Origin of the sequence: Kitasatospora sp. MMS16-BH015, assembly GCF_002943525.1 — a bacterium.
Lineage (GTDB): Bacteria > Actinomycetota > Actinomycetes > Streptomycetales > Streptomycetaceae > Kitasatospora.
The window spans coordinates 8,000,934-8,018,345 of the sequence record NZ_CP025394.1 but is presented as its reverse complement, the minus strand read 5'-3'; the positions used below and the strand labels follow the sequence as shown (position 1 = coordinate 8,018,345).

The window sequence follows — 17,412 nt, the reverse complement described above, 5'->3', positions numbered from 1 at the left end:
TGCCTACGGCCGGGAACGGCCCGCGCGCTTTGCCCTTCCCAACCCTTCCGGGCGCGCACGGACCGCTCCCGGCCTGGCCGGCAGCCTGTTTCGCCGTATCTGAAGAACCAAATCTCTACAATTCTCAGACGATCAGATCAGCATCCGCCGACCTTGCCATCCGCATGCTAATTCCGCATTCCGAAACAGTTTCAGAACTGTATCAGCGCGCCTCGACCGCCCCGGCCGTCACCGACCCCACCACCCGCACCCGGTCCCGCCGCACCACCAGCGCGCCGGCCACCGCCACGCAGCCGCCGATCAGTACCGCCGTCACCAGGAACGCGGCGGGCGGCCCGTGCCGGTCCACCACCAACCCGCCGAGCGCACCGCCGGCCGCCGCACCGAGGTTGTACGCGGTGTTCATCCACGCCCCCGCCTCGGTCCGCGCACCCTCGGGCACCCGGGCGTCCACCAACTGGTAGGCCGTGATCAGCAGCACGTCGCAGCAGGCCCCGGCGAGCAGCAGCGCCCCGGCGGCGGCCGGCGGCGCGTACCAGAGCACCGGCAGCGCGTACCCGACCGCGCCGACGGCCCCCAACAGCAGCGGACGGTGGGCGAGTCGGCCGCTCCAGCGGCGCCGGCCGTAGACCAGCCCGCCGAGCACCCCGCCCACCGAGAAGCACATCGCGAGCACCCCGGCCGCCACCGTGCCCCAGGCGGCCACCACCCCGATCTCGGCCAGCGCGAGACCGGCCGCGGCACCGCACACCAGCAGCCCGTACGGCAGCAGGCCGGTGCCCCGCAGTGGACGCCGCCCGCGCGGCGCCGCCTCGCCCGCGACCACCGGCGCGGCCCCGCGCAGCGCCCGGGCCAGCAGCCCGAACCCGATCAGCACCACGGCCGCACAGACCCCGAGCCCGGCGGGCGCGCCGACCGCCACCACCAGGTAGCCGCCGAGCACCGGGCCGAGCGCGAAAACGGTGGATTCGGCGGCGGTGTCCAGGCTGAGCGCGCACTGGAGTTGCTCCTCGTCGGCCACCAGCCGACCCCAGAGCGTGCGCATCAACGGACCGACCGGCGGCGGGCAAACCCCGGCGGCCACCGCGAGGGCGACCACCACCGCGGGAGCCGACCGCGCGGCGCAGGCCAGCGCGAGCGCGGCGAGCAGCACGGTGTACCCGAGCGCCAGCCCGAGCAGGGCGGGCCGGTGCCGTTCCACCAACCGGGCCCGGGCCGGTCCGAGCAGCGCGGTGAGCAGGCCGGCCAGGCCGGTGGCCGTCCCGGCCAGGGTGTACGAGCCGGTGGCGCCGCGGATCGCGAGCAGCAGCGGCAGGCCCATCAGTCCGTAGCAGAGCCGGCCGAGCATGGCGGCCGTGAAGAGGCGGCGGGCATGGGGCAGGGCGAGGACGGCACGGTAGCTCGCGCCGCCCGGAACAGGGCGTGACATGGGAAAGTCTCCGAAGAACGGCGCACCAGGGGCCGGAACGGCCGGGCGCGCGAGGGCATGACGGACCGTGGGCCGCCCCACCCACTCGGGTGCGCGGCCGTCGACGGTGCGTCAGTGCGGCTCGGAGGTCTTCACGAACCGGAGGGTAGCCCCTGCCCCGGGCCTCCCGCCACCGAATAATTTCCCGGCCATCGCCTGTTGTCCTGGCCCCCGGCCGCCGCAGATCGCGAAGCGGCCGGGGAACGCGGAGCCGGTCGGGTGTGCCACCGACTGCCCTTGCGGCGGCACACCCGACCGGTCAGCCGGCACTCAGGTGGATCTCACCTGGACCTGCTGCGGGTCCTGACCTGCTGTGGGTTCAGCAGTTGACCGGAACGTCCAGGTACACCGGACGCGGGCCCCAGCCCTGCGGGCCGTCGACGCTGAAGGAGGCGTGCACGGTCGAGCCACAGGCGACGGTGCCGGAGACGCCGTCCACGCGGGTGGTCGAAGCGAAGAAGTTGACCCACTTCGAGGAGGTGCCGAGCGACTGGCCGTTGACGACGCTGCCGTCCAGCACGGTCCAGAGCTGCTGCGGCTGGAGCACGGTGCCGGGGCTCGGCGGGCCGGCCAGGCCGATCTGGCCCCACAGGACGACGTTGTTGCCGGTGATGTCGGCGCAGACCTTGGTGGAGAGGCCGGACTGCAGACCGGAGTAGCTGCAGGTGGTGACCGTGGTCGCCGTGGTGGTCGCGGTGGCGGGGGCCGCCACGGCCGGGGCGGCCGCGATGAGCGCCAGCCCGATCGCACCCGCCGTGGTGAGGGCGAGTCGACTCATGAGGGTTTCTCCCTGTTCGAAGTCCGGGTCCACCGGTGCTCCGGTGAACCACTTGGTATGTGACATTGCACCATGGTTCTTAATGCTACGTAGCCTTCCCATTAACGATTCAAGCCACTGTCTTTACCCTGAGGCAATGAACCTGTGATCCGGCCCCTGACCTGACGTTCCGTCACCTGACGGAGTCCCAGCCAGCCCCCTTACCACTTCCTCCCCACCGTCACCACGGGCACTCCACGATTCGTGCAACTGTCCGAAACTAGCCGTTCTGGATCTTCACTTGAAGGCAATATGCAGACCGGTCTACCATCGATGCCCATGGGAGCAAAAGGCGAGGAGACGCGGGCCCGACTGGTGCAGGCCACCCGGGCCCTGACCGAGGCTCAGGGCTACTTCGGCACCGGCCTCAACCAGGTGCTGAGCGAGAGCCGCGCACCGCGCGGCTCGCTCTACTTCCACTTCCCCTCCGGCAAGGACGAGCTGGTCGGCCAGGCCCTCACCGAGGCCGGCCGGGAGATCTCCACCCTGATCGCCGCCTGCGCCGACGGCTCCCCCGCCGCCACCGTGGTCGACCGGCTGATCACCGCCCTGGCCACCCGCATGGCGGACTCCGACTACACCAAGGGCTGCCCCCTGGCCACCGTCGCCCTGGAGGTCTCCGCCTCCAACGAACCCCTCCGCCGCCTCTGCGCCACCGCCTACACCGACTGGCAGCACGCCCTCGCCGACCTGCTGACCCACGAGGGCCACCCCCCGGCCACCGCCGAGGCCACCGCCTCCACCACCCTCGCCCTCATCGAGGGCGCCCTCCTCCTGGCCCGAGTCCACCGCTCCCGCCACCCCCTCGACCAGGCCGCCCGCACCCTCACCACCCTCCTGGCCCCACCCACCTGACCAGGCCGCCTCCTGACCCCGCCCACCTGGCCCCACCCACCTGACCAGGCCGCCTCCTGACCCCGCCCACCTGGCCCCACCCACCTGACCAGGCCGCCTCCTGACCCCGCCCACCTGACCCCGCCCACCTGACCAGGCCGCCTCCTGACCCCGCCCACCTGACCCCGCCCACCTGACCGGGCCGCCTCCTGACCCCGCCCACCTGACCCCGCCCACCTGACCGGGCCGCCTCCTGACCCCGCCCACCTGACCGGGCCGCCTCCTGACCTCACCCCCTTGATCGGGCCTCCCACCTTCGCCGCCCCGCCCCCGCCCCCGCGCGGCCGCTGCTTCCCCACTCGCCAGCAACCCCTGACCCCGCCCCGGTCCCACCCCCCAGCCCCTCGACCAGGCTGCCCGCACCCTCACCAACCCCCCTGGCCCCACACCCCGACCGGGCCTCCCGACTCGCCCTCCCACCTTCGCCGCCCCCCTGCCCCGCCCGACCACCGCGCCCCCACCCACCAGCCACCCCTGACCCCGCCTCACTCCCACCACCACCCTTTCTCGCCTCCAGAATATGTAGACCGGTCTACCTGACATTCGCAAACCACACCCACACACACCCCTCGCCTCACCCTCAGGAGCCACCATGCCTCCCCGCCCCACCGCCACCCCCACCACCCTCGTCCTCGGAGCCGCCGGCTTCCTGGGCCGCTGGCTCACCCTCGAACTCCTCGCCCAGGGCCACCCCGTCGCCGCAGCCACCACCACCCCCGCCTCGGCCGCCGCCCTCCGCGACTGGCTCCACGCCCACCAGGCCGACACCACCTCCCTCACCACCCTCCAGGCCGACCTCACCCACCCCACCCTCGCCCTGACCCCCGAGGCCGACGCCGCCCTCCGCTCGGTCCGCGACGTGCACAACCTCGCCGCCCGCTACCGCTTCGGCCTCTCCCGCCCCGAGGCCCAAGCCGCCAACACCGACGGCCCGGTCCACGCCCTCCACTGGGCGGCCCGCCTGCCCGAGCTCCGCCGCTTCGTCCACCTCTCCGGCTACCGCATCAGCACCGCCACCCCCGTCCCCCACCCCCTCCCGTCCGCCGAGGCCACCCGCCTCTACCGCAAGCTCGGCGCCTACGAGGCGTCCAAGCGGGCCGGCGACTCGGCCGTCCGCACCCTCGCGCCCCAACTCGGCGTCCCGCTCAGCGTGGTGAGCCCGGGCGTGGTGATCGGACACTCCGTCACCGGCGAAGCCGGTCAGTACATCGGCCTCGCGCCCCTGGTCGAACGCCTCTGGCGCGGCCGTCTCCCGGTCCTTCCCGCGACCCCGCGCACCTTCCTCCCGGTGGTCGCCGTCGACCACCTCGCCCGTTTCCTGGCCGCCGTCCCCTCCCACGACCACGCCCAGCACAGCCACCACGCCGCAGCCACCCCCAACACGGCTCCCACCAGCCGCCACACCGTCCTCGACCCGGCCACCCCCGCGCTCCCGGCCCTGGTCGACCTCCTCGCCGACCACCTCGGTGTCCCCGCCCCGCGCCGCACCGTCCCGGTCGGCCTGGTCCGTTACCTCCCCAGCCGCCTCACCGGCCTCGACGCCGAATCCCTCTCCTTCCTCTCCGAGGACCGCTACGACACCACCTCGGCCGACCGCCTCGCCGCCGCTGCCGGCCTCACCCACCCGCCCGTCGCCGACCTCCTCCGCCGCTGGGCCACCCGCCTGGTCGCCGAGGACTTCGGCGCCTCCATCGGCCCGACCCCCTGACGGCCCGTCTCCCCTGCGACCCTCGCCGCCCACCCTCGCCGAGTCGGCTACCTTGGCTGACGTCCCGTCGAACCCGGGCGGGCCCGGACCACCGTGAGGAACCTCGTATGGCCACCATCCACCAGACCACCATGGAGCCCACCAAGCTGGAGCTCCTGACCGCTTGGCTGCCCAAGCAGAGCTGGTACCAGGGGAGTTCGGGCGCAGCGGAGCTGCACAAGGCCGGCGGCTTCCGCCTGGACGACCCGGCGGGCGAGGTCGGCATCGAGTTCATGGTCGTCGTGGACACCGCCGACCCCACTCCGGTGGCCTACCTGGTCCCGATGGGCTACCGCGGTGCACCGATCACCGAGGGCGCCACCGAGGGTGCCGCCGAGGGTCTGATCGGCACCTCGGAGCACGGCGTCCTCGGCACCCGCTGGATCTACGACGGCCCCCACGACCCTGTGGTGTCGGCCCAGTTGCTCGCCCTCCTGCGCGGTGAGGCCACCCCGCAGCACCAGAGCATCGACGACACCCCGGACCCGACCGTCACCGTCCACCCCGGCCCCACCACCCCGGGGTCCTACCACCTCGCCCGGGTCCTCCGCCCCGTCACCGAGGCGGACGAGCAGCCCGGCCTCCACGGGGGCTTCACCTGGCCCGACGGCACCCCGGCCCGGGCCGTCTTCGTCAGCGCCGACTGACCACACCCCGAGCACACCGGTGGCCGCCGCGACCGAACCACCCGCGACGGCCACCCCAAGCCGCCGGGCCCATCCCGTGGTCAGGCCCGCCGCATCCGATACACACAGGTCCGATAAGGCATCTCGACCCTCTCCCGGCCGGCCAGCGCCGGATCGGTGGCGACCAACTCGGCGATCTCCCGCTCCCACCGGGCCTGCTCGCCGGCCTCGGCCGTCAGGTAAGTGGAACGGGACCGCACCAGGTCGACCAGCCGATCCGTCGGCACGGTCACGGCGTGTTCGGTCAGGCCGAGTTCGGGCTCGGTGAACCACGGCGCCACCGGCCCGTACTGCCAAGCGCTCTCCAGGCCGTACCCTTCGGCGCCGATGATGCCGGAGAGCCCGGCCACCCACGGCGTCCGGTCGTCCCGGACGTTCCACAGCGCGGCGAAGACGCCGCCCGCTCGCAGCACCCGGTGGATCTCCGGCAGCGCGGCCTCCGGAGTGAACCAGTGGTACGCCTGCCCGACCACCACCACGTCGACGGACCCGTCCGCCAGCGGGATCTCCTCGGCGCTCCCGGCCAACACCCGCGCCCCCGGCAGGCGTTCGGCAGCCACGGCCCGCATCTGCTCGTCCGGCTCGACCGCGATCACCTCGTGCCCGGCCTCCCGCACCACCGCACCCAGCAGCCCGGTGCCCGCCCCCAGATCCAACACCCGCGCCGGCTCCTCCCCGAGGGCCCAACTCGCGGCCGCCACCGGGTAGGTGGGCCGGATCGAGTCGTACAGACGGGCAGCGGCACCGAAGGACAGCGCAGAAGTGGTCATGCCGGCGAGCGTACCCACAGCCGCGCCGCCGGCACCGGGGCTTCCCGGCACCCCCCACCGGATCCGCCCCAAGCGGACGAGGCCGGAAGGTTGTACGGAACCGGAGTGGGAAGGCTCACTGCTCTCTCTGGCGCCCCATCAGTGACAGCCCTCGCACGTCTCCCGGATGATGGCTCGCGTCCCCCGGCTCGGCCGGGCGCGGACTCAGAACTCATCAGGGGGTCATCGTGCGCCTGCGTAATTTCGCCGGCCTCGCCTCCGCCACCAGTGTCGTCCTGGGCATCGGGATGCCCGGGCTGGCCGTGGCGGATTCGTCGACGCTGTACGTCGACCAGAGCACCTCCGCGCACTGCGCCGACATCGGCGCGAACGCGGGCACGAAGCAGCAGCCGTACTGCACCATCCAGGCCGCGGCCGACGCGGCGCAGCCCGGGCAGACCGTGCAGGTCGCCGGCGACAACTACGACGAGACCGTGACCATCACGCACTCGGGCGCACCGGGCAAGCCGATCACCTTCCTCGGCGCCACCCGGCTGGTCCGGGGTACGAACCCGCCGAGGGTCGGGATCGACCGGTCCGGCGGCGGGCGGATGGCGAACGGCTTCGTACTCAAGGGCGTGCAGGACATCCGGATCTCGGGGTTCACCACGGAGACCACCGGGGAGGGCTTCGTGGTCAGCGACGCCACCCGGGTCACGCTGGAGGGGAACGAGGCCTACTCGGGGAGTGACAGCTCGCCGTCCACCGCCGCCGTGCGGGTGAGCGGGGCGACGAGCGGGGTGGGCATCACCCGCAACAAGCTGCACGGCGGCCGGACTTCGGTCGTGGTGGACGCCGGGATCTCCGGCGTCCTGGTGAACGGGAACTCCATCGAGGACCCGGCGGGCGACGGCGTGCAGATCACCGACGCGCCCGGCGCGGTGGTCACCGGCAACACCGTGGACACCGTGTGCGGGCCGGCCATCGCGCTGCTGGGCGCCTCGGGGAACGCGGTGGTGGAGAACAACGTCCTCGCGGCCACCGCGTACGCGGCCGACCACCAGTCCTGCGGCCAGCCCTCGGCCGGGGTGAACCTGACCGTCTCGGCGGCCTCCACTGCCGGGACGAAGGTCGACTACAACCTGGTCGACCCGGTCCGGGGCTTGCCGGGCTACAGCTGGGGCGGTCAGACCTACGCCACCTCGGCGGCCTTCGCCAAGGCGGTGGCCGGCCAGGGCACCCACGACCTGACGGCCGACCCCGGGTACGGGGCGGAGCTGGACCTACGGGAGGGCTCGCCGGCGATCGACTCGGCCGATGCCAACGCGCCCGGCGCCACTGACACGGACGTCTACGGCTACCACCGCATCGACGACCCGAACGACGCCGACTCCGGTACCGGGGTGGGCTACCTCGACCGCGGTGCGTACGAGTTCACCACCTCGAACGACCTCTTCCACCAACTGCTGGACCAGCCCAAGGCGCCAGTCGGCGGCACCGTGACGCTCACCGGCAAGCCCGAGGCGACCTGGTCCCCGGTGGTCTCGTACCGGTACGACTTCGGCGACGGTACGCAGCCCGTGGCCACCACGGACGGCTCGGTGCAGCACGCGTACACCGCCGTCGGTCTCTACAACGCGTCGGTCCGCGTCCTACTGGCCAACGGCGACGTGCTGAGCTACGGGGGCGCGGTGCTGGTCACCGCCGACGCGCCACTGGTGGCGAAGATGTCGGTCACCGACGGACTGGGACCGCTCGACTACTTCTTCTCGGGCGGGGATTCGTCCACGCCGTGGAGCATCGCGGGCTACACCTTCGACTACGGGGACGGCACCGCCCAGGCGAAGGGCTGGGGCGGCCGGCACCAGTACCGGCAGGAGGGCGACTACACCGTCACCATGACGGTGGCCGACAGCGGCGGCCGGACGGCGAGGACCACCCAGGTGGTGCACGCCAGGTACCAGCTGGGTGCCTTCCACGCCGTGACGCCCTCGCGGGTGTTGGACACCCGGAGCGGAGGGGGCACGCTCGGGCCGGGGCAGTCGCTGACCTGGCGGGTGGGGCCCTCGCTCTCCCCGATGCCGCAGGCCGTGGTGCTCAACGTGACGGCGGTCAACCACGGCGGTGGTGGTTACCTGACGGTCTACCCCGCCGGTGCGGACCGGCCGAAGACCTCGAACGTCAACTTCACCGGCGGGCAGGTCGTGCCGAACCTGGTGACCGTGCCGGTCAACGCCGACGGCTCCGTCACCTTCTTCAACAGCAGCGGGAACACCGACGTGGTGGCCGACCTGTTCGGCTACTACCAGGGCACCACCAACGAGGGCGTCATCGGTGACCGCTTCACCGCCCAGGCGCCCACCCGGCTGCTCGACACCCGGGCCCCGGGCCAGCACGCGGTCCAGGCCGGTGCGCCCGTCGAGCTGCAGGTCCGCGGTCAGCACGGGGTGCCGGCCGACGCCACGGCGGCCGTGCTCAACGTGACGGCGACCAGGGGCACCAGGCCGGGGTACTTCTCGCTATACCCCGAGGCCGGGAAGCCGACCGGCACCTCGAACCTGAACCTCGCGGCCGGGCAGACCGTGGCGAACCAGGTCCTGGTGCCGATCGGCGCGGACGGGAAGGTGCGGCTGAGCAACTTCGCCGGCAGCGCGGACGCCGTGGTCGACCTCTTCGGCTACTACAGCCCGAGCGGGCAGAGCCTGTTCCGGCCGACCACGCCGGTGCGGCTGGTCGACACCCGAGGCGCCGGCCACGGCCCGCTCGGCGCGGGCGGCTCCATCGCCGTGTCCGCCGGGGCACCGGCCGGGGCCACCGGCGCGGTGCTGAACGTGACGGCCACCGCACCGACCAACCCGGGGTACCTGACGGTGTGGGCCGACGGCGCGGCCCGCCCGGGCACGAGCAACCTCAACTTCCTCGCCGGGGAGACCGTGCCGAACCACGTGACCACGCCGCTGAGTCCGGCCGGGAAGTTCGACGTCTACAACTTCAGCGGCAGCACCCAGGTCGTCGCCGACCTGTTCGGCTACTTCGTGAAGCAGTAGCCAAGGACCGACCGACGGGCCGTCACCTCGGCTGAGGTGACGGCCCGTCGACGCGGCAACGGCCGTTCAGGCCAGCGCCCCGTCCACCAACCGGATCACCTCGGCCGGCCCGGCCCGGAACGCGGGGCTCGCGGCGTCGGCCGCGATCATGTGCGGCGTCAGGTCGTGGGCGGCGAGCGCCTCCTCGGAGGCCCACCGCTCGATCAGCACGAACCGTTCGGCGGAGCCGCTCACCTGGTGCAGGTCGTACTGGAGGCACCCCTCCTCCGCCCGCACCAGCGGCGCGAGCCGCTCGTACGCGGCGACCTGCTCGGGGCCCCGGCCCGGCTGGGTGGTGATCAGGATGACGAGTCTCACGGGCTGCTGCTGCGACATGCGCGGCAGCCTAGCCAGCCGGCCCACCCCCGGCGGTCACGTCCCGCCCACCGAGATCACGCACCCGAAAATGACGTGCCGCCCCCCAGCCCCGCCCCTACCCTCGGCCGCATGGCCCACCCATCACCCGCCGCCCTCCTCAACGTCATCGACCTCGAAGCCACCTGCTGGGACGGGCAGCCGCCGCCCGGCTCCGTCTCGGAGATCATCGAGATCGGCCTCACCGTGGTGGACGTACCGGCGGCCCGCCGGATCTCCCGGCACCGGATCCTGGTCCGACCCACCCGCTCCTCCGTGAGCGCGTTCTGCACCGAGCTCACCGGCCTCACCCAGGCCGAGGTCCGACAGGGCGTCACCTTCGCCGAGGCCTGCCGCATCCTCACCGAGGAGCATGGCGCAGCCGGCCGACCCTGGGCCAGCTGGGGCGAGTACGACCGCCGCCAGTTCGCCCGCCAGAGCCAGGCCGACGGCGTGCTCTACCCCTTCGGCTACCCGACCGAACGCACCCACACCAACGCCAAGGCCGTCTTCGCCACGGCCTACGGCCTCCCCAAGAAGCCCGGCATGGCCCAGGCCCTCCACCTCGCCGGCCTCCCCCTCGAAGGCCGCCACCACCGTGGCGAGGACGACGCCTGGAACATCGCCGCCCTCGTCCTCGACCTCCTCGCCCGCAACGCCTGGCCGTCCGCCCCCGCCTAGGCCGGCTCCGCACAGCCCCCGGCAGAGAGCGCCATGACCGAGCCCATCCCCGCACCCCCGACCTGGCGGGCGCGCAGCGCGCGCACTGGGAGAGCACCCACAGCACCCACCCCACCATGTACGGCGAGGAGCCCTCCGCGCCGGCGGTGCACGCGGCGGAGGTCTTCCGCGCGGCCGGCGCGCGGGAGGTGCTGGAGCTCGGGGCCGGGCACGGGCGGGACGCGCTGTACTTCGCCCGCCTGGGCTTCGAGGTGCTGGCCACCGATTTCAGTCCGGTCGGACTGGCCCAACTCGGGTCCGCGGCACGGGCGCAGGGCACCAGCGCAGACCCTCCCGATAGACCCCGCTACCACCGGGTAGGTCGAGCGAGTTCCGGACGGGTTCACCCGATGATCGTCCGAAGTCTTGTAGCCGGTGGCCGACGCCGAGTTGACTGCACAACATCCCTCGGCCACCACCCCCGGAGACCTCGTGTCCAAGACCGTCCTCGCCCTCGCGTCCGCCGCGGCCACGGCCGCCGCCACGCTGTTCGCCGCCCCCGCCACCCCGACCCTCGCCGAGGCGCCGCAGGCCCCCACCCCCGCCTCCGCCCTCTCCCCCGTCCCCGCCCTTAACGTGCTCACCTACAACACCTTCCTGATGAGCACCAACCTCTACCCCAACTGGGGCCAGCAGCTGCGCGCCGACGCGATCGCCGCCGCCCCGGTCTTCCAGGGCCACGACGTGGTGGTGCTCCAGGAGGCGTTCGACAACAGCGCCTCGGACCGCCTGGTGTCGGCCGCCTCGGCGGCCTACCCGTACCACACGCCCGTGGTCGGCCGCTCGACCGCCGGCTGGGACGCGACCAGCGGCTCGTACAGCTCGACCACGCCCGAGGACGGCGGCGTGGTGCTGCTCAGCAAGTGGCCGATCCTGCACCGCGAGCAGTACGTGTACAAGGACGCCTGCGGCTCAGACTGGTACTCCAACAAGGGCTTCCTCTATGCGGTGTTAAACGTCGACGGCGTCCGGACGCACGTGCTGGGCACCCACCTCCAGTCCACCGACTCCGGCTGCCGCAGCGGCCAGCCGGCCCAGATCCGTACGGCGCAGCTGGCCGCCATGCGCGCCTTCGTGGACGGCAGGAACATCCCGGCGAACGAGCCGGTCCTGCTGGTCGGCGACCTCAACATCGACTCCCGCGGCCCCGAGTACCCGGCCATGCTCGCCACGGCCGACGTCGCCCCGGCCACGGCCCGCACCGGCTGGCCGTACTCCTTCGACACCGCCGACAACTCCATCGCGCACGACCGCTACCCGAACGACGCCAAGGAGGACATCGACTACGTCCTCTACCGCGCCGACCACGCCCGGCCGCCGCAGTACACCGACCAGGTGGTCCGCTTCCACTCCGCCCCGTGGACGGTCTCCAGCTGGGGCAGGAGCTACACCTACTCCGACCTCTCCGACCACTACCCGGTGGTCGCCGGCTGACCCCGAAGGGCTCGGCGCGCGCACCGCGCAGGACCGTGCGCCGCCCCCGTGCTCCCGCACGCCTCCCTGCGTGCCTTGATCGTCCCCGTACGACGCGCTGAGCTGGTCCGGACAGCGGCCGGATCGGGCCGCTGCTGGTCTGATTGGGTGGGCAGCGGCATGGCAGAGGTCGAGCAGGGCACCCGGGCTCCGGGTGGGGGCGGCTCGGGCTGGGGACGGGCGGTGGTGATCGGCGGCGGCTTCGCCGGTCTGCTGGCGGGCCGGGCGCTGGCCGACCACTTCACCGAGGTCCTGGTGCTGGAGCGGGACGTGGTGGGCCGGGAGACCGGTGCCCACCCGAGCGCCCCGCAGGCGTACCACGCCCACGCGATGCTGGCCAAGGGCGCGGAGGTGCTGGAGAAGCTCTTCCCGGGCCTGCGCACGGAGTTGGAGCAGCTGGGCGCCCCGGTCTTCGACTACGGGGAGCGGATCAGCTTCCTGCTGCCCACCGGTTACGCCGTCCGCACCGGCACCGGCGTGCTGGTGCAGTCCTTCACCCGGGACGAGCTGGAGCGCCGGATCCGGGGGCGGGTGCTCGACCTGGAGCCGGTCCGGGTGGTCGGCGGGGCCGGGGTGCTGGGTCTGGGCCGGGGCCCGGGCGGCCGGATCGACCGGGTCCGGTACCGGACCGAGGAGGACGGCGAGCAGGAGGTCACCGCCGACCTGGTGGTGGACGCCTCGGGCCGCAGCACCTCCATCGACGCCTGGCTGCTCGGCGCCGGGCTCCCGGCGTCGGCGAAGAACACGGTGAGGGCGAAGATCACCTACACCACGATGGTCTTCGACCGGGCCGCCGAGGAGCAGGAGTACGACCTCGCCTACCAGATGACCTTCGCGCCGTCGGTGCGGCGCGGCGGCGCGATGCTCGCCGTGGAGCACGGCCGCTGGGTCTGCTCGCTGTTCGGCTTCGAGCAGCAGCCGCCCACCGACCCGGAGGGCTTCCTGGCGTACGCGCGCAGCCTGGACAACCCGCGCCTTGCCGAGCAGATCGCCCGCCGCAGCAGCCACGAGGAGGTGCACCGCTACACCAACCCGGGCAGCACCTGGCGCCAGCACCACCGCAACCCCCGCTGGCCGGAGGGGCTGATCGCGATCGGCGACGCCCTCTGCGTCTTCAACCCGGTCTACGGCCAGGGCCTGACGGTGGCCGCCGTCGAGGCCGACGCCCTCGCCACCCTGCTCCGCCGCCGCCGTTCGGACACCACCGGCCTGACCGGCCTGAGCCGGGAGTACCTGCGCACGGCGGCCGCCATCATCAAGGTGCCGTGGTCGCTCTCCACCACCTCGGACCTGATGTGGAGCCCGGCCGGCCGGTCGGCGGCAGCCCGCTTCGCGCACTGGTACAACCGCCAGGTCTTCGCCCTGGCCCGCCACGACCCCGACGTCTGGACCCGCTTCGTCAAGGTGGCCAACATGACCGCCCCGTCCTCTCTCCTGATGCACCCCTCGGTACTCGCCAAGATCGCCCGACACAACATCAGGAGGCAGCCCGACCCCGCCCCGGCACCCACCGGTTGACCGGCGAGGCGAGCGCACTCGGCTCTGGGTCGCCCCGACTGCGGGGTCGCAGCGGCGTGCTGGGAGACTGGTTGCCTGTGACGCGTACCGAGCTTGCCAGTCGTATTCATTCCGTTTCCCACCTCACCGGTGAGTTCGTCCTTCGATCGGGACGGACCGCCACCGAGTACTTCGACAAGTACCGTTTCGAGGGTGACCCCGTGCTCCTGGATGCCATCGCCAAGGAGATGGCCGCGCTGGTGCCGGCCGACGTCGAGGTGCTGGCGGGGTTGGAGATGGGCGGCATCCCCGTGGTCACCGCACTCGGCCGGCACACCGGCCTGCCGTGCGCTTTCGTCCGCAAGCAGGCCAAGGAGTACGGCACTTGCCGCCTGGCCGAGGGGGCGGACATCGTCGGCCGGCGTGTGTTGGTGGTCGAAGACGTCGTCACGAGTGGTGGGCAGATCGTGCTCTCCACTGCCGATCTGCGGGCCCTGGGGGCCGATGTCCGTGCGGCCCTCTGCGTCATCGACCGCGAGCAGGGCGGCGCCGAGGCCCTCAAGGCGGAGGGGATCGACCTGCTGTCGCTGCTGACGGCAACCGACCTGCGTGCCTCTGCCTGATCTCCGTTCCCGCCGTGGCAGGGCCCGCCGACCGATGGTCGACGGGCCCGCTGCGTCGTGCGGCCGATAGGGTCCCGGCCATGCCCTTCTCCGCGGTGATCTTCGACTTCTTCGGCACCCTGACCCCCAGCACCCCCACCGGGCTCTGGGACACGCATGCGGCCCGCAGCGCGGCCCCGCTCGGGATCCCGACGCAGCAGTGGCGCCGGGCCCTTGACGAGTCCTTCCCGGAGCGGGCCGTGGGGGCGCTCGGCGATCTGCCCCGGACGTTCCGGACCCTGGCCCGGCGCTGCGGGGTCGACCCGGACGAGGAAGCACTGGCAGCCGCGACAGCGGCCAGGCTCGCCTGTCAGCGCGAGCTGTTCGTCTTTCGCGACGACGCGCTCGACACCCTGGAGCGCCTTCGCCACGACGGCCTTCGGATCGGGGTCCTGAGCGACTGCACGATCGAACTCGCCGAGACCTGGCCGACCCTGCCGATCGCACCTCTGGTCGATGCGGTCGTCCTGTCCTGCCAGGAGAGGCGGAGGAAGCCGGACCCGGAGTTGTTCCGCCGGATCGCCCGGGCCCTGGACACGCGGGCCGACGATTGCCTCTACGTCGGCGACGGCGGCGGCGACGAACTGAGCGGCGCGACCGCGCAGGGAATGACCGCAGTCATGCTTCGGGCCGGCGACTGGGCGATCAACGACGCACACGCCCGCGAGGACGGCTGGCCGGGACCGTTCTTCTCGACGCTGTCCCAGGTCGTCCCCGCCGCCTGCGACCCGACCCTGATCACCAACTGAGGGTGCTGCCCCGAAGCACCGGCCTCGCGCGCCACCCACGCGCACACGTGGCCGACCGCCGGCCCGTCCCTCCGGGGGAGCAGTCGGCGTGCGACCGTGCACGGCCCGGCCTACGGTGCGTCATGAGGGGGCTACCCACACGAGAGGTGAATCTCCATGGCAGGCAAGTTCGAGCTCTACACCGACGAGGCGGGCATGCACCGCTTCCGGCTGAAGGCCAGCAACGGTTCGGTCGTGCTCACCGGTGCCCCGGAGGAGTCGAAGGAGCTGTGCCTGAAGAGCATCGAGTCGATCCGCAAGCTCGCGCCGTACGCGCAGGTCCAGGAGGCCGCCGCCGCACCCGCGTAGCACCCGGTCACCGCCCAGGGGGCGCGACGGGCCTGCGGCCACTCCGGCCGCCGCCCCTCGCGCCCCTCGGCGTACCTCCCGCGCTGCGTACGGCCCGCCCGGCATACCTCCCGCCCGGCGTACGGCCCGCTCGGCGTACGGCCCGCTCGGCGCCGCCCCGCGGCGTACGTCTCACCCGGTCGCACCCCTCGCCGCCGGGCCGGGGCAGGGGGCACAATGGATCAACTCCCGGGAGGTGCCATGACCCCGTCACTCTCCGCCGCGCTCACCGGCCGCCGGATCGAGACCCTCCGCTGCGGCCCCGAGCCGCTGCTCGACCTCTCCGACGGCCTGCTGATCCGGATCGCCGGCGACTTCCGGCTGGCCGGCCCGCGCGGCGTCGAGCACTACTACCCGGGCCTGGTCACCCACCCCACCGGCGGCCTGAAGCGGCTGCCGGGCAGCCTGATCACCGAGGCCGGCACCACCCTGGCGGGCGCTCTGGTGCTCACCCTCGACAGCGGGCTGACCCTGACCGTCCCGCCCGACTCCACCGACCGGCCCTGGCAGGTGGCCAACCCGGCGGGCCCGCTCTTCACGGCCCTCCCGGGTGGCTACACCACCTGATCACGGGGCATCGGTTCGTCCGGATCGTGCGTCAGGCCGGGCCCTGCCCGACCTTGCCCGCGACCTTGCGGGCCGCCACCAGGATCGGGTCCCAGACCGGCGAGAACGGCGGGGCGTAGGCCAGGTCCAGCGAGATCAGCTGACCGACCGTCATCCGGGCGGTGAGCGCCACCGCCGCGATGTCGATCCGCTTGCCCGCGCCCGCGCCGCCGACGATCTGCGCGCCGAGCAGTCGGCCCGTGCCGGTCTCGGCCAGCATCTTGACCGTCATCAGGGCCGCGCCGGGGTAGTACCCGGCGATCGCGGTGGACTCGATCACGGCGGAGGTGACCTGCAGACCCGCCGCTGCGGCCTCCCGCTCGTTCAGGCCGGTCCGGGCGATCTCCAGGTCGAAGACCTTGGTGATCGCGGTGCCGACCACGCCGGGGAAGGCGGCCCGGCCGCCGCCGATCGTGGTGCCCGCGACCAGGCCGTGCTTGTTGGCGTGGGTACCGAGCGCCACGTACTGGTGGGTGCCGGAGACCAGGTTGAGCACCTCGACGCAGTCGCCCCCGGCCCACACCTCCTCGGTGCCGACCACCCGCATGGTCTCGTCGGTCAGCAGCCCGCCGTGCTCGCCGAGCGCGAACCCGGCCGCCCGGGCCAGCTCGGTGCGCGGCCGGACGCCCAGCCCGAGCACCACCAGGTCGGCGGGGTGCTCGCCCTCGGTGCTGCGCACGGCGCGCGGCCGGCCGTCCGCGCCGAGCAGCACCTCCTCAGCGGCGGCCCCGGCCACCACGGTGATGCCGAGCTTCTCCATGCCGAGCCGCACCAGTCGGCCCAGCTCCGGGTCGAGCGTGGGCATCGGCTCCGCGGAGCGGCTGAGCAGCGTCACGCTCAGGCCGCGCAGCGCCATCGCCTCGGCCATCTCGACCCCGATGTACCCGCCGCCGACCACCACGGCGCTCTGCGGGCCGGTACGCAGCGAGTCGAGCAGCGCGCCACCCTCGCCCAGGTCCTGCACGCCGTGTACGCCGGGCGCGTCGAAGCCGGGCAGCGCGGGGCGTATCGGCTCGGCGCCGGTGGCGATCACCAGGCGGTCGTAGGAGGTCCACTCCTCCGCGCCGGTGGCCAGCTCCCGGCTGCGCACCCGCCTGCCCACCCGGTCGATCTCGACCACCTCGGTGCCGGTCCGCAGGTCGATGCCGTTGGCCCGGTGCTGCTCGGGGGTGCGGGCGATCAGCTCGTCCCGCTCGGCCACCTGGCCGCCGACCCAGTACGGGATGCCGCAGGCCGAGTAGGAGGTGAAGCCGGTGCGCTCGAACGCGGTGATCCGGAGCTCCTCGGCGCTCCGGCGCCGCCGCGCCTGCGAGGCCGCCGACATCCCGGCGGCGTCACCGCCGATGACCACCAGATGCTCCGTCATGCCCGACCGCCCTCTGCTCTGTTCCGGTGTTCCGAAAGTCCGGCTCCCATCATGGCGGCGGGGCCCGCGAAACCCGCCCTCCGCAGACCGACAATCCCGGCACCCCGTCAGCTCGACAAGCGGTACGGCCGGTACGGCCGGCGGCCGGTGC

General features: G+C 73.1%; 16 protein-coding genes. 11 read left to right on the top strand and 5 right to left on the bottom strand.

The features are described from left to right. Nucleotides 1-202 precede the first annotated feature (202 nt). A complete protein-coding gene (locus CFP65_RS34495; RefSeq protein ID WP_104819862.1) occupies nucleotides 203-1,429 on the bottom strand; it encodes an MFS transporter in 1,227 nt (408 codons plus the stop codon). Between the two features lie 358 nt (nucleotides 1,430-1,787). Next, nucleotides 1,788-2,246: a hypothetical protein gene (locus tag CFP65_RS34490; RefSeq protein ID WP_104819861.1), complete on the bottom strand. Its 459-nt coding sequence runs from the start codon at nucleotides 2,244-2,246 to the stop codon at nucleotides 1,788-1,790. 318 nt (nucleotides 2,247-2,564) lie between these two features. Here CFP65_RS34490 and CFP65_RS34485 point away from each other — a divergent pair, with 318 nt between their 5' ends. From CFP65_RS34485 to CFP65_RS34475, 3 genes are all read left to right on the top strand, one after another. Continuing rightward, a complete protein-coding gene (locus CFP65_RS34485; protein WP_104819860.1) occupies nucleotides 2,565-3,140 on the top strand; it encodes a TetR/AcrR family transcriptional regulator in 576 nt (191 codons plus the stop codon). A gap of 631 nt (nucleotides 3,141-3,771) precedes the next feature. Then, nucleotides 3,772-4,887, top strand: a complete 1,116-nt coding sequence (locus CFP65_RS34480) for an SDR family oxidoreductase (protein ID WP_104819859.1) — start codon at nucleotides 3,772-3,774, stop codon at nucleotides 4,885-4,887. Nucleotides 4,888-4,994: 107 nt separating this feature from the next. Continuing rightward, nucleotides 4,995-5,573: a 1,4-alpha-glucan branching protein gene (locus CFP65_RS34475; RefSeq protein WP_104819858.1), complete on the top strand. Its 579-nt coding sequence runs from the start codon at nucleotides 4,995-4,997 to the stop codon at nucleotides 5,571-5,573. Between the two features lie 80 nt (nucleotides 5,574-5,653). On the opposite strand, the gene CFP65_RS34470 is transcribed toward CFP65_RS34475, so the two are convergent. Then, a complete protein-coding gene (locus tag CFP65_RS34470; RefSeq protein WP_104821335.1) occupies nucleotides 5,654-6,382 on the bottom strand; it encodes a class I SAM-dependent methyltransferase in 729 nt (242 codons plus the stop codon). Between the two features lie 227 nt (nucleotides 6,383-6,609). On the opposite strand from CFP65_RS34470, the gene CFP65_RS34465 reads away from it, so the two are divergent. Beyond that, nucleotides 6,610-9,408 carry a right-handed parallel beta-helix repeat-containing protein gene (locus CFP65_RS34465; protein ID WP_104819857.1) on the top strand — a complete coding sequence of 933 codons (2,799 nt, stop codon included), beginning with the start codon at nucleotides 6,610-6,612 and terminating at the stop codon, nucleotides 9,406-9,408. A gap of 66 nt (nucleotides 9,409-9,474) precedes the next feature. Here CFP65_RS34465 and CFP65_RS34460 read toward each other — a convergent pair whose 3' ends face one another. After that, on the bottom strand, nucleotides 9,475-9,783 hold the full coding sequence (locus tag CFP65_RS34460) for a putative quinol monooxygenase (RefSeq protein WP_104819856.1): 309 nt from the start codon (nucleotides 9,781-9,783) through the stop codon (nucleotides 9,475-9,477). Between the two features lie 111 nt (nucleotides 9,784-9,894). Between CFP65_RS34460 and CFP65_RS34455 the strand changes: the two genes are divergently transcribed. The 7 genes from CFP65_RS34455 to CFP65_RS34420 all read left to right on the top strand — a co-directional run bounded on the left by CFP65_RS34455 (nucleotide 9,895) and on the right by CFP65_RS34420 (nucleotide 15,856). Beyond that, the gene (locus tag CFP65_RS34455) at nucleotides 9,895-10,482 is read left to right on the top strand and encodes a 3'-5' exonuclease (protein ID WP_104819855.1); all 588 of its coding nucleotides are present in this window, start codon (nucleotides 9,895-9,897) and stop codon (nucleotides 10,480-10,482) included. A 471-nt stretch (nucleotides 10,483-10,953) separates the two neighbouring features. After that, nucleotides 10,954-11,955: a sphingomyelin phosphodiesterase gene (gene sph, locus CFP65_RS34445; protein ID WP_104819854.1), complete on the top strand. Its 1,002-nt coding sequence runs from the start codon at nucleotides 10,954-10,956 to the stop codon at nucleotides 11,953-11,955. Nucleotides 11,956-12,114: 159 nt separating this feature from the next. After that, nucleotides 12,115-13,512 (top strand): FAD-dependent monooxygenase, encoded by a 1,398-nt coding sequence (locus CFP65_RS34440; RefSeq protein ID WP_158702501.1) that lies wholly within the window; start codon nucleotides 12,115-12,117, stop codon nucleotides 13,510-13,512. Between the two features lie 77 nt (nucleotides 13,513-13,589). After that, on the top strand, nucleotides 13,590-14,114 hold the full coding sequence (pyrE, locus tag CFP65_RS34435; protein WP_104819852.1) for an orotate phosphoribosyltransferase: 525 nt from the start codon (nucleotides 13,590-13,592) through the stop codon (nucleotides 14,112-14,114). Between the two features lie 80 nt (nucleotides 14,115-14,194). Next, nucleotides 14,195-14,902: an HAD family hydrolase gene (locus CFP65_RS34430; RefSeq protein ID WP_104819851.1), complete on the top strand. Its 708-nt coding sequence runs from the start codon at nucleotides 14,195-14,197 to the stop codon at nucleotides 14,900-14,902. A 156-nt stretch (nucleotides 14,903-15,058) separates the two neighbouring features. After that, nucleotides 15,059-15,250 (top strand): DUF1508 domain-containing protein, encoded by a 192-nt coding sequence (locus tag CFP65_RS34425; RefSeq protein WP_104819850.1) that lies wholly within the window; start codon nucleotides 15,059-15,061, stop codon nucleotides 15,248-15,250. Between the two features lie 240 nt (nucleotides 15,251-15,490). Beyond that, nucleotides 15,491-15,856, top strand: a complete 366-nt coding sequence (locus CFP65_RS34420; RefSeq protein WP_104819849.1) for a DUF6188 family protein — start codon at nucleotides 15,491-15,493, stop codon at nucleotides 15,854-15,856. Between the two features lie 31 nt (nucleotides 15,857-15,887). Here the strand turns inward: CFP65_RS34420 and CFP65_RS34415 are convergent, their stop codons facing one another. Then, entirely contained in the window at nucleotides 15,888-17,261 is a 1,374-nt protein-coding gene (locus CFP65_RS34415; protein ID WP_104819848.1) for an FAD-dependent oxidoreductase, read from the bottom strand. Nucleotides 17,262-17,412 lie beyond the last annotated feature (151 nt).